Origin of the sequence: Ancylobacter sp. IITR112 (assembly GCF_041415945.1) — a bacterium.
Taxonomy (GTDB): Bacteria; Pseudomonadota; Alphaproteobacteria; order Rhizobiales; family Xanthobacteraceae; genus Ancylobacter.
Map to the genome: position 1 here is coordinate 2,769,211 of NZ_JBGCUS010000001.1, position 12,822 is coordinate 2,782,032.

At 66.9% G+C, this 12,822-nt stretch carries 8 protein-coding genes and 1 tRNA gene; 4 read left to right on the plus strand and 5 right to left on the minus strand.

Annotation, left to right across the window (positions count from 1 at the left end):
• Positions 1-127: 127 nt before the first annotated feature.
• A tRNA-Val gene (locus tag AAC979_RS13260) sits at positions 128-202 on the minus strand.
• Between the two features lie 112 nt (positions 203-314).
• A complete protein-coding gene (cpdR, locus tag AAC979_RS13265) occupies positions 315-674 on the minus strand; it encodes a cell cycle two-component system response regulator CpdR (protein WP_244450848.1) in 360 nt (119 codons plus the stop codon).
• 253 nt (positions 675-927) lie between these two features.
• Between cpdR and AAC979_RS13270 the strand changes: the two genes are divergently transcribed.
• Positions 928-1,809 carry an N-formylglutamate amidohydrolase gene (locus AAC979_RS13270; RefSeq protein ID WP_371347347.1) on the plus strand — a complete coding sequence of 294 codons (882 nt, stop codon included), beginning with the start codon at positions 928-930 and terminating at the stop codon, positions 1,807-1,809.
• Between the two features lie 1,698 nt (positions 1,810-3,507).
• Positions 3,508-4,293: a histidinol-phosphatase gene (gene hisN / locus AAC979_RS13275; RefSeq protein ID WP_371347348.1), complete on the plus strand. Its 786-nt coding sequence runs from the start codon at positions 3,508-3,510 to the stop codon at positions 4,291-4,293.
• Between the two features lie 44 nt (positions 4,294-4,337).
• On the opposite strand, the gene AAC979_RS13280 is transcribed toward hisN, so the two are convergent.
• A complete protein-coding gene (locus AAC979_RS13280) occupies positions 4,338-5,297 on the minus strand; it encodes an alpha/beta fold hydrolase (protein ID WP_371347349.1) in 960 nt (319 codons plus the stop codon).
• A gap of 116 nt (positions 5,298-5,413) precedes the next feature.
• On the minus strand, positions 5,414-5,800 hold the full coding sequence (locus AAC979_RS13285) for a hypothetical protein (protein ID WP_371347350.1): 387 nt from the start codon (positions 5,798-5,800) through the stop codon (positions 5,414-5,416).
• Positions 5,801-6,056: 256 nt separating this feature from the next.
• Here AAC979_RS13285 and AAC979_RS13290 point away from each other — a divergent pair, with 256 nt between their 5' ends.
• Positions 6,057-6,533 carry an Hsp20 family protein gene (locus AAC979_RS13290; protein ID WP_371347351.1) on the plus strand — a complete coding sequence of 159 codons (477 nt, stop codon included), beginning with the start codon at positions 6,057-6,059 and terminating at the stop codon, positions 6,531-6,533.
• 128 nt (positions 6,534-6,661) lie between these two features.
• Here the strand turns inward: AAC979_RS13290 and AAC979_RS13295 are convergent, their stop codons facing one another.
• A complete protein-coding gene (locus tag AAC979_RS13295) occupies positions 6,662-7,579 on the minus strand; it encodes a hypothetical protein (protein WP_371347352.1) in 918 nt (305 codons plus the stop codon).
• Positions 7,580-8,029: 450 nt separating this feature from the next.
• Here AAC979_RS13295 and gltB point away from each other — a divergent pair, with 450 nt between their 5' ends.
• The gene (gene gltB, locus AAC979_RS13300; RefSeq protein WP_371347353.1) at positions 8,030-12,757 is read left to right on the plus strand and encodes a glutamate synthase large subunit; all 4,728 of its coding nucleotides are present in this window, start codon (positions 8,030-8,032) and stop codon (positions 12,755-12,757) included.
• Positions 12,758-12,822 lie beyond the last annotated feature (65 nt).

Consider the following 12,822-nt stretch of genomic DNA (forward strand, 5'->3'; position numbering starts at 1 on the left):
GGGCACGCAGGGCGCTGAGAGGTGAGCGGGGTGATGGGGAGGAAGGCGCTCCGCGAATCCGCAGAACATGGCAGGCAGCCGGCCGAGACGAGGCTGGCCGTTCGCAGACAGGGCGGAGGGGAAGGAATGGTGGGCGCGACAGGGATTGAACCTGTGACCCCCTCGATGTCAACGAGGTGCTCTCCCGCTGAGCTACGCGCCCATTCCGTGGTCTCTTGCGAGCGGGGCTCCCCTATAACGAGAAGCCCGGCTTGGTGCAAGCGGGGAATGGCGGCTGTGGATGACGCCGCCGCCTCTCCGCCCTCCGGCGGCGCTCAGGCCGCCAGCATCTTGCCGACCTCGTTGACGAGATCGCGCAGATGGAAAGGCTTGGAGAGCACCTTCGCATCCTTCGGCGCCTGGCTGTCGGCATTCAGCGCCACGGCGGCGAAGCCGGTGATGAACATCACCTTGATGTCGGGGTCGAGATCGGTGGCGCGGCGGGCGAGTTCGATCCCGTCCATTTCCGGCATCACGATGTCCGTGAGCAGAAGTTCGAACGGCTCTTCGCGCAGCCGGTCATAGGCGGAGCGGCCATTGTCGAAATCGGCCACCTCGTAGCCGGCATTCTGCAGCGCCTTCACCAGAAAGCGGCGCATGTCATTGTCGTCTTCGGCGAGCAGGATCTTGAGCATCCCGGGCATCCTGATTGTCCTGAGGCGGCGGGAGGGGCGTCGGCCGGGCCGATGCACACGCCGCGCTGCGTACACGTTCTCCTTGGGTACCTCAGCGCCCCTTAGCACATCGTGAACGGGCGACCGCCTCGCCTCTCGCGGACGTGTGCGCAAAAACAGCCGCGCCTGCCCACCGCCGCATTTCGCCTCGCCAAGCACCATGTTAGACACGACGGCTAGGCTTGCGCGCGCAGGGCCAGCAGCGGATTGAGGAATGATGGCCGTCATTGCCGAGATGATCGACCCCGCCTTCGAGATCGTCCAGCCGGCCTCGCTTCGCGCCCCTTTCCTGTTCAATTCGCCCCATAGCGGCGTGGTCTATCCCCGCGCCTTCGTCGAGCAGTCGCGGCTCGACCTGCCGGTGCTGCGACGTTCGGAGGACAGTTTCGTCGACCGGCTGTTCGGCGAGGTGACGCGATTCGGCATGGGCTTCATGCGCGCGCATTTCCCGCGCTGCTATCTCGACGTGAACCGCGAGCCCTATGAGCTCGATCCCCGCATGTTCGAGGGGCGCCTGCCCTCCTACGCCAATACGCGCTCCATGCGCGTGGCCGGCGGGCTCGGCACCATCGCCCGCATCGTCGGCGAGGCGCAGGAGATCTATGGCCGCCGCATTCCGGTGGACGAGGCGATCGCCCGCATCGAATCGCTCTACAAGCCCTATCACCGCTCGCTCCGCCAGCTCATGGCGCAGATGCAGCGCAGCTTCGGCGTCGCGGTGCTGGTGGACTGCCACTCCATGCCCTCCGGCTGCCAGCGCGACGGCCGCATCGACATCGTCATCGGCGACCGCTACGGCACCAGTTGCGCCGGCATCATTCCCGATACGATCGAGGCGGAGCTGCGCCGGCGCGGCTATAGCGTGGTGCGCAACAAGCCCTATGCCGGCGGCTTCATCACCGAGCATTACGGCAACCCGGCATCCGGCATGCACGCCGTGCAGATCGAGATCAACCGCGCGCTCTACATGCACGAGGCGAGCTACCAGCCCTCGGAAAATTTCGCGCTGGTGCAGAACGATCTGCTCGAAGTGGCCGTCGCCCTGACAGAAATCCGTCATCTTGATCTCGCGCCGCTGCGCACAGCCGCTGAATAATCGTTTTAATTCAGTGACTTATCGTGATGGTTCAATTTTTTGATGGGCTAACGCAAAAAACCTCAGCCGAGAGCCTTGCATTTTAAACATGCGAGCTATACCAATTCTGCACGCTCGGTTCCGGGCTGAATTCCACCACCGCAGCGACGGTCAAAGCCGCTGAAAAAGCGGGGGGAATGCTTGATCCGCCAGAGGATCGACGGTCTTCGGACGGAGACCACGGAACCGCAACGGGATGACCGGCAAGATGGCACAAGCCACGGCAGGCTCCCCGTCCGGCGCAAAAGAAAGAGGCCGCTTACGCAGCGCGCAAGCGGCCCAAGTCTAGGGAGGAAACGCCCAAGGAGGGCTGTACGGAGCGACGCCAATCGCTGCGTACGAGTGCAAGATGTAGGTGCATTGCGGAATAATCAAGGCGGGCACCGACACTTTCTGGCATACCAAATACGGTGACGTTCGCGGTGTGATATTATTACCGCATCCTTTGGTATGAAAATACCTTTCAGGCGCGCTTGTCGCCCTGCCGGGCGTTGACGCAGCCGACCGGGGGGTCGCGGCGCGTCAGCGCCCGTTTCCATTTATGGGTCGCTTCGCCTAGCCATTTAAGGGTCGCTTCACCTGGAAAGTCCGGCCTCCTTCGGGCGTCCGGCCTCGCCGCTTCCACCGCCCGCGCGAGCCGTGTCAGCGTGTCCCGCCGCCCGCGCTGCCGCAGCTTCGCCTTTCTCCGACCTCCCCCACCGCCCCCCGCACCGCGCCCGCACGCTTGGCCGCGCAGGGGCGCCCTCACCCGGGCGCGACCTGGCCATCCCGAGGCGGAGGAGAAAACGAGCGATGGTCGCCGACACGGGTGGGTGTGCAAGGCCGATAAGCTCGCGCCCTCGGCGTCCTGTCGGCTCGTCCGGGCGAACAGGGGTGGAGCGTGCACAGCGTCGAGAAGGGGACAAGGCGGCAAGGCCCGGCGCGGCGAACGAAGGCGCGCGGCGACACGCCATCCCGAAAAGAAAGAGGCCGCTTACGCAGCGCGCAAGCGGCCCAAGTCTAGGGAGGAAACGCCCAAGGAGGGCGGCGGCAGCGTGACGCCAATCACGCCGCCGCAACGCAATATACATAGCCGCGCGACGGGCCGGTGACAATCGCCAAACGAAAGAAACGAAACTGGCAATTGGTCGCAGGCGCTCAAATGGTGACAATCGCGCATTTCACGCGCCTGACCTGGAAACCGGCATGCCGCGCCTTTGCGCAGTGGACGGCGCCACCGCAAAACGCCTCCTGCCCGGCGACGGCCGCGGCGATCCGCACGCAAGCCCGCGCGGCTCCACAGATAATACGTTGATTCTAAAGGAGGTTCAGAAAAAGAAAGGGGCCGCTCACGTTGCCGGAGCGGCCCAAGTCTAGGGAGGAAACGCCCAAGGAGGGCGGCGGTAGGACGACGCCAATCGCTCTACCGCGCTGCAATAATATGGCAGGTTCGCTTTCCCGGCGCAACGGCGGAAATGCCCATTTCTTGACCGTGCCGGAATGGCAGCCATGCGCAAGGCGCGGGGCAATTCTGACGCACGCCCCTCATGCCACGCGTGGCCCGCGCCGCCCCGCGCCCTGCCCCGGCGCAGAGGACAATTGCCGTTCCCCGCGCCGCCCGGTAGGAGTGAGGGGAACCGCGGGCATCAGCGCCTGCGGGCACGCGAAGGGGGCGGATGAATGGGCGCGGTGGATTTCGAGAGCTTCGTCGACGAACTCGCCACCGTCTCCGGCCAGGCCATCCTGCCCTTCTTTCGCACCGCGCTCGGCGTCGAGGACAAGAGCCGCGGCGCGGCATTCGATCCCGTCACCGCCGCCGACCGCGCCGCCGAACAGGCGATGCGCACCCTGATTCGGCGCAGCTTCCCCAGTCACGGCGTGCGCGGCGAGGAATTTCCCGACGAGGGGCTCGACGCGGATTATGTCTGGGTGCTGGACCCGATCGACGGCACCAAATCCTTCATCAGCGGCATGCCCGCCTGGGGCACGCTGATCGGCCTTTGCCGGCAGGGCGAGCCGGTCTTCGGCATGATGCACCAGCCCTTCATTCGCGAGCGCTTCACCGGCGATGGCGCGCAGGCGCGCTATCGCGGCCCCGCCGGGGACCGCCGGCTCACCGTCCGCCCCTGTGCCGGCCTCGGCGAGGCCGTCATGATGACCACCAGCCCGCTGCTGATGGATGACGACAACCGCGCGCTCTATACCGAGGTGGAAAAGCGGGTGCGTCTGCCGCGCTATGGCGGCGACTGCTATGCCTATTGCATGCTCGCCGCCGGCCATGTCGATCTGGTCATCGAGACCAATCTGAACGATTTCGACATTCTTCCCCTCAGCCCCATCGTGCAGGGCGCGGGCGGCATCGTCACCAATTGGGAGGGCGGCTCCGATCTTTCGGGCGGGCGGGTCGTCGCCTCCGGCGACCGGCGGCTGCATGAGGAAGCGCTGAGCGTGCTCAACCGGGGCTAAGCCGGCGACGGCTCGCCGTCGCCTATGGGTGCTTCACGGGCGGCTCACGCCGCCGCGCTGCCGGGAATGAAGGCGTCGAAGGCGGCCAGCAGCGGCTCCCGATAGAGATCGCGCTCCTGCAACAATTCGTGCCGCGCGCCGGGAATGATGATGTGCGCCCCCGCGATGAGCCTTGTGCCGAGATATTCGATGCTGGGCGTGGAGACGATCTTGTCCGCCCCTGCCCCCACCATCAGCAGCGGCTGGCGGATCGCCCGCGCCGTGGCGGGATCGGCCAGCGTTTCCATGAGATCGAAGGCCGCCTTCATCCAGCCAATGGTCGGCGGGCCGACCTCAAGCTGGGGATGCTCCATGGAAATGGTGAGGTTGCGCGCGAAGCGCGTGGCATCGGAGGTAAGCCGGTTGCCCTCGAAATGCAGCTCGTGCAGAGGCCGCACACGCCGCGTCGGAACATAGGCGCGCGACAGGCCGAGGCGGGTCAATGTGCGGGCGATGCGACGGGCGGCGACATCATGCTTGAGCAGCGACAGATCGAGCATCGGCGCGACCAGGAACATGCGGTCGAAGGAGGTCTCCCCGCGCCGCGCGTGATCGAGCAGAATGGCGGCTCCCATGGAATGGGCGAGGGCGTAATAGGGCCCCGGCATGTCGGGTAGCACCACCTCGCGCAGCAGCGCCTCAATATCGCGCTGGTATTCGGCGAAATCCTTGATGTGGCCCTTCATCGGATTGGTCAGCAAACGCTGCGACCCGCCCTGCCCGCGCCAGTCGATTGCCGCAACGGCAAAGCCGCGCCGCTGCAGATCGCGCACCGTCTCGAAATATTTCTCGATCTTCTCGGTGCGGCCGGGAAACACGCAAACCGTGCCGAGGCAGGGCTCGCCCTGCGGCATCCAGCGCGCGAAGCGCAGGCGGATGCCGTCCGTGGCGGTCGCGGCGCCGCACAGCGCACCGTCCGGCACCGGATTGTCCCGGGTGGAATAGAGATCGGGTTTGAAGTTCATATCGCCGTGCGCCAATTCTGCCCCCGCGGCTTATAGCGAAGCCCTGGCACCGGGCAAAGGCGCAAAACGGCGCAAAGGGGCGTGAGGTCAGGCTCGGGCAACCCTTCCGCCGCGGGTCAGTAGCGCTGATTGCCGAAGCCGATCACCTTCATGCCGCTGATGGCGCCGGACGCCCCGTCCACCACCACCTGCACGCGCTCGCCACGGGGACCGTTGGCTTCAAGAAGAATGGTGGCGCCGCGCCGGCGGATCACCGAAATGTTGGAAAAGCCACGCGCGCTCAGCATACGCACCGCCGCGTCGGCATCCACCGGCCCGCCCGCCCTTCCGCCGGCAGGCGGCGCGTCATAGGGGGCATAGGGCCCGGGGCCCGGAGCATAGGGGCCCGGCGGTGGGCGGTAATTCTGGGCGAGCGCCGGCGCGCTCCCCGGCAGCAGCGGGGGAAGCATCCCTAACAGCAGTCCCACGGCGACAACCCGCACCGCCGATGTCCGCGCCCTCACTCCACACCATCCTTCGCACTGGCGAGTCTCGAACGTTACACCGCCTAACCGCCCGGCACTGAATAGGGTCCGAGCGGGCCGTTCATCCCCGGTTCATCACAGGCCGGGGAGGCGTCCGCCAATTTCGCCCGATTGGCTCTTGCGTGCCGGCAAGCCTTTCCTATCTCGCTGTTGTACCGGCCAGAAGGCGGTACGTGAACCGGGTCCGGCTCAAGAGAGCGGGCCCTCTGCATGTCGCTTAATGTGAGGATATGCCATGCGTACGTTTGATCTTACCCCCCTGCACCGTTCGACCGTCGGCTTTGACCGGCTGTTCTCTCTGCTCGACCAGGTCGGCAGCGTCGACAGCGCGCCGACCTATCCGCCCTACAATATCGAGCGCACCGGCGAGAATGCTTATCGCATCACCGTCGCCGTCGCCGGCTTCACCGAGGACGACCTGTCCATCGAGGTGAAGGAGAACGGCCTGTCCATTCGCGGCGACCGCAAGGTCGAGCCGGGCAAGCCGGCCGATGTGCTGTATCAGGGCATCGCCGCCCGCGCCTTCGAGCGCCGCTTCCAGCTCGCCGATCATGTGGAAGTGCGCGGCGCCAGCCTCGCCAATGGCCTGCTGCATGTGGACCTGGTGCGCGAAATTCCCGAGGCGATGAAGCCCCGCACCATTCCGATTGCCACCGGTGCCACCGCGCCGCGCGTGATCGAGGCCAAGACCGCCGACGCGAAAGCGGCGTGAGGATCGCCTCTGCGACATCGGCCGCGCGGAATGACCGTCCGCACGGCGGATCCGCCGCAGCGCGAGGCTATGGTTCAAGATGACAGGGCGCCCCGGCGGACCACCGGGGCGCCTTCGCTTTTGGCTTTCTATTCCTCAGCCGGCTCGGGCTTCGCGGACGCTCCGCGCGCATAGACCGACGCAGTGCCGGCGGGCACCGTGCTCCCGGTGCCGACGCCGGTACCCGTTCCGCTGCCGGCGGGCGGCACGGCGGCAGGCGTGGTCGCGGGCGCCGGCGGGGCGGGGGCCTTCGCCTCGTTGCCGGGCGGCGACGCGGCGGATGGCGGCGACGCCGCCTGCGGCATGGCGCTGGGTGGCACGGCAGTGCCGGGGATGATCCGCACCGGGCTCGATGCGGCGGGAGCGGGCGCCGGCGATTCGGCCGCCGCTGCGGCCGGAAGGGGCGGCTCATTGGCGGACTGCGGCTCGCTCGGCGCCGAGCTGGCGGCGGGCAGCGCCTCGGCCGAAGGTTCCGGCGCCGGAATAGCGGCGAGTTCGGGCGGGCGGGCGAGCGGCAGCGGCGGCACCGCCGGCAGCGCCTGACGGGCGGGCGCTGCCGGAGCAGCCGGGGTGGCCACCGGCCCCTGCCCCACCGGGTGCATGGCGATCACCTCGCCGCTATAGGCGTCGATCCGCACACGCAGGCGCGCGCCCGAGCGGGCGGTGGCGTCGACGAGATAGGTGTTGCCGTCGACCCGTGGCCGGCCGATAGCGCTCATGCCCATGGAGCGCAGCATCGGAGCGATATCAGCCACGGGAAAGTGCCCCGGTGCGCGGTAGACCGGCGGCGGCGGATAGGCGGCGGGCGGGGGATAATAGGCTGGCGGGGGCGGGTAATAGGCCGGGGGCGGGCCGTAATAGCGCTCCACATACACCCCGCCAAAGGGCCGGACATAGACCTGCGCCTGCGCCGGCAGGCTGAAGAAGGTGCAAAGGCCCGCCAGCACCGGCACGGCCACCGCGAGGCGCCGGGGCAAGCGGGCGGTCGGCGCGCAAGGCATCGGCATGGACATCTCCGAAGCGGAAAGGGCGAGCGTGCAGCGAAGCCGCAAAATGCGGCACCGGCAAGACCTGTGCGGCACCTGTGAGGCACCTGTGCGGCCTGTCAGCCCCTCTGCCTTCAGGCCGGGGTTGCGACCGACAGGCGCAATGGCGTTGCGCGCGAAGGCCGGGCGCCTTACCGTTCGTTTCGCCCGGCGCGCACGCTTCGCAAGAAGCGTGAAAAAACGCGCCGGCCATCGCACGCGCGACGCTTGTGCGCGAGCATCAATTCTGGCATCTTCGCGGTTGATAGGGCAGGTATGCTGTCCTATAATTCGCGGCCCAGCCCTGAAGAGGGCGTGGCACGACGGATGCTAGCGTAGTTCGGCGAGCGGGAACGCCTTGCGGGAGAGCGCCCCGCGGGAACAGTCCGTTTCGGCGCCGGCATTAAGGCGACCCTTGAGGGAGTGACGGGAATGAATGAGGAATGGGGCGGCTCGGCCGCGCACGTTGTCCACCAGGCTCCGGTTCGTCCGGCCGCGGCGGATCGTGCCACCAAATCCATTTCCCACATCGACCCGGGCCTGCCGGCGGCACAGGGTCTTTATGACCCGCGCCACGAGAAGGATTCCTGCGGCGTCGGCTTCATCGCCGACATCAAGGGCCGCAAGTCGCACCAGATCGTCCAGGACGGGCTGAACATCCTGCTCAACCTCGAACATCGCGGCGCGGTGGGCGCGGACCCGCGCGCGGGCGATGGCGCCGGCATGCTGGTGCAGCTACCGCACAAGTTCTTTGCCAAGGAGGCGGAGAAGCTCGGCTTCACGCTGCCCGAACCCGGCCATTACGCGGTCGGCCACATCTTCATGCCGCAGGACGCCGAGGGGCGGGAGATCATCCGCGCCACCATGGAGCGCGTGGTGGCGGAAGAGGGCCAGGTACTGCTCGGCTGGCGCGACGTTCCGACCGACAACTCCTCGCTCGGCCACACTGTCCTCCCGACCGAACCGCGTCATGTGCAGGTTTTCATCGGCCGCGCCGAGGCGATCGCCAGCGAGGACGATTTCGAGCGCCGGCTGTTCATCCTGCGCAAGGTGATCTCCAACGCGGTCTACGACGCCAAGGACCCGCGCACGGCCGGCTATTACGTCGTGTCGCTGTCCTGCCGCACCATCGTCTATAAGGGCATGTTCAACGCCGACCAGCTCGGCGCCTATTATGCCGACCTGCACGACCCCGATTTCGAGAGCGCGGTCGCGCTGGTGCATCAGCGCTTCTCCACCAACACCTTCCCGGCATGGTCGCTCGCCCACCCCTACCGGATGGTCGCCCATAATGGCGAGATCAACACGCTGCGCGGCAATGTGAACTGGATGGCGGCCCGCCAGGCCTCCGTCGATAGCGAGCTGTTTGGCAACGACATCTCCAAGCTCTGGCCGATCTCCTATGAGGGCCAGTCGGACACGGCCTGCTTCGACAACGCGCTCGAATTCCTCATTCAGGGCGGCTACGAGCTGCCGCATGCGGCGATGATGCTGGTGCCCGAAGCCTGGGCCGGCAACCCGCTGATGAACGAGGAACGCCGCGCCTTCTATGAATATCACGCGGCCATGATGGAGCCGTGGGACGGGCCGGCCGCCATCGTCGCCACCGATGGGCGCCAGATCGTCGCCACGCTCGACCGCAACGGCCTGCGCCCGGCACGCTATCTCGTCACCAAGGACGACAAGATCGTGCTCGCCTCGGAAATGGGCGTGCTGACCTTCCCCGAAAGCGAGATCGTCACCAAGTGGCGCCTGCAGCCGGGCAAGATGCTGCTGGTCGACTTGGAAGAAGGCCGCCTCGTCCCCGACGAGGAGGTGAAGACCACGCTCGCCAAGGCGCATCCCTACAAGGAATGGCTCCAGCGCACCCAGTTGGTGCTGGAGGAACTGCGCTCGGTGGAGGCGCGCGAGGTCCGCACCGACGTGTCGCTGCTCGATCGCCAGCAGGCCTTCGGCTACACCCAGGAAGACCTCAAGCTGCTGATGGCGCCGATGGCGACCACCGGACAGGAGGCGGTCGGCTCGATGGGCTCCGACACGCCGATCTCGCCGCTATCGAAGAAGTCGAAGTCGCTGTTCACCTATTTCAAGCAGAACTTCGCCCAGGTCACCAACCCGCCGATCGACCCGATCCGCGAGGAACTGGTGATGAGCCTCGTCTCCTTCATCGGGCCGCGGCCGAACATCTTCGACCTCGAAGGCAATTCCCGCCGCAAGCGGCTCGAAGTGCGCCAGCCGATCCTGACCAATGAGGATCTGGAGAAGATCCGCTCCATCGGCTTCATGGAGGAGCGCTTCGACACCCGCACGCTCGACATCACCTATCCCTCCGACAAGGGCGCGGCGGGGATGGGCGACGCGGTGGAGCGGCTGTGCGAGCGCGCCGAGGCGGCGGTGCATGGCGGCTACAACATCATCATCCTGTCCGACCGCCTCGTCGGACCGGACCGCATCCCGATTCCCTCGCTGCTGGCGACGGCGGCGGTGCATCATCACCTGATCCGCAAGGGCCTGCGCACCTCGGTCGGTCTCGTCGTCGAGACGGGCGAGGCGCGCGAGGTGCATCATTTCGCCTGTCTCGCCGGCTATGGCGCCGAGGCGATCAACCCCTATCTCGCCTTCGAGACGATGATCGACATGCGCGTCGACATCCCCGAGGAGGTGGATGAGTACGAGATCGTCAAGCGCTACATCAAGTCGATCGACAAGGGCCTGCTGAAGGTCATGTCCAAGATGGGCATCTCGACCTACCAGTCCTATTGCGGCGCGCAGATCTTCGACGCGGTCGGCCTCAACCAGGAGGTCGTCGACCGCTACTTCTTCGGCACCGCCTCCTCCGTCGGTGGCATCGGCCTTGCCGAGATCGCCGAGGAAACCGCGATGCGCCATCGCGACGCCTTCGGCGACGCGCCGATCTACCGCAACGCACTCGATGTCGGCGGCGACTACGCCTTCCGCCTGCGCGGCGAAGAGCATGCCTGGGACCCGGAGACGGTCGCGGTGCTGCAGCACGCGGTGCGCGGCAATGCGCAGGACAAGTACCGCCACTTCGCCCAGTTGGTGAACGAGGCCGGCGCCAAGACGCTCAATGTCCGCTCGCTGTTCCGCATCCGCAACGCGGAGGAGATCGGCCACGCGCCGGTGCCGCTCGACGAGGTCGAGCCGGTGGCCGAGATCGTCAAGCGCTTCGTCACCGGCGCCATGTCGTTCGGCTCGATCTCGCGCGAGGCGCACACCACGCTCGCCATCGCCATGAACCGCATCGGCGGCAAGTCGAACACCGGCGAGGGCGGCGAGGAAGCCACGCGCTTCAAGCCGCTGCCGAACGGCGATTCCATGCGCTCGGCGATCAAGCAGGTGGCCTCGGGCCGCTTCGGCGTGACGGCGGATTATCTCGTCAATGCCGACATGATCCAGATCAAGATGGCGCAGGGGGCCAAGCCCGGCGAAGGTGGCCAGTTGCCCGGCCACAAGGTGGATGCGGTCATCGCCAAGGTGCGCCACTCCACCCCGGGCGTCGGCCTGATCTCGCCGCCGCCGCACCACGACATCTACTCGATCGAGGATCTGGCGCAGCTCATCTACGACCTGAAGAACGTCAACCCGGAAGCCGACATCTCGGTGAAGCTGGTGTCGGAGGTCGGCGTCGGCACCGTCGCGGCCGGCGTCGCCAAGGCGCGCGCCGACCACATCACCGTCTCAGGTTTCGAGGGCGGCACGGGCGCTTCCCCGCTCACCGCCATCAAGCATGCCGGCTCGCCCTGGGAGATGGGCCTCGCGGAAGCACACCAGACGCTGGTGCTGAACAATCTGCGCGGGCGCATCGCCCTGCAGGTCGATGGCGGCCTGCGCACCGGACGCGACGTGGTGATCGGCGCCATGCTGGGGGCGGACGATTTCGCCTTCTCCACCGCGCCGCTGATCGCCGCCGGCTGCATCATGATGCGCAAGTGCCACCTCAACACCTGCCCGGTCGGCGTCGCCACCCAGGATCCGGTGCTGCGCAAGCGCTTCAAGGGCACGCCGGAGCACGTCATCAACTACTTCTTCTTCGTCGCCGAGGAAGTGCGCGAGTTCATGGCGGCGCTGGGCGTGCGCACCTTCAATGAGTTGATCGGCCGCTCCGACTGGCTCGACCAGCGCGAGGCGATCGAGCACTGGAAGGCCAAGGGTCTCGATTTCAGCCGTATCTTCGCCAAGCCGGAGGTCGGCCCCGAGGTCGCGATCTACCACACCGAGCGGCAGAACCACCCGATCGAGCACGTGCTCGACCGGACGCTGATCCGTCAGGCCATGCCGGCGCTGGAGAGCGGCGAGAAGGTGGTGATTCACAGCGAGATCAAGAGCATCAACCGCTCCGTCGGCGCCATGCTCTCGGGCGAGGTGGCCAAGCGCTATGGCGATGCCGGCCTGCCGGACGACACGATCGACATCCATCTGACCGGCACCGCCGGCCAGGCCTTTGGCGCCTTTCTCGCCACCGGCGTCGCGATGACGCTGGTCGGCGAAGCCAATGACTATGTCGGCAAGGGGCTCTCGGGCGGGCGGATCGTGGTGATGCCGGCGGCCGACAGCGCCATCGTGCCGGAAGAGTCGATCATCGTCGGTAACACGGTCCTGTACGGCGCCACCTCGGGCGAGGTGTATTTCCGCGGCGTCGCCGGCGAGCGCTTCGCCGTGCGCAATTCGGGCGCCATCGCCGTGGTCGAGGGCACGGGCGACCATGGCTGCGAATACATGACCGGCGGCGTGGTCGTCGTCATCGGCCAGACCGGGCGCAACTTCGCGGCCGGCATGTCCGGCGGCGTCGCCTATGTGCTCGACGAGGACGGCACCTTCAAGAAGCGCTGCAACCTCTCAATGGTCGATCTCGAACCGGTGGAAGAGGAAGAAGACCTGCTGGAGCGCCTGCACCACCATGGCGGCGACCTTGAGTTCAAGGGTCGCATCGACATCATGGCGGATATGGGTCACCACGACGAGGAGCGGCTGCACCAGCTCATCGCCAAGCACCTGCACTATACGGGTTCGGCGCGGGCGCAGGCGATCCTCGACAACTGGGCCGATTATCGCGGCAAGTTCGTCAAGGTGATGCCCGTCGAGTACCAGAGGGCACTGCGCGAAATGGAGAAAATGCGCGGCCTGCAGGCGGCCGAATAGGCTCGCCCGCACCCGCCGGGCTTCCGGCGGGCACGGCCCACCGGAAGGGGCCGCGGCTCGGTCGC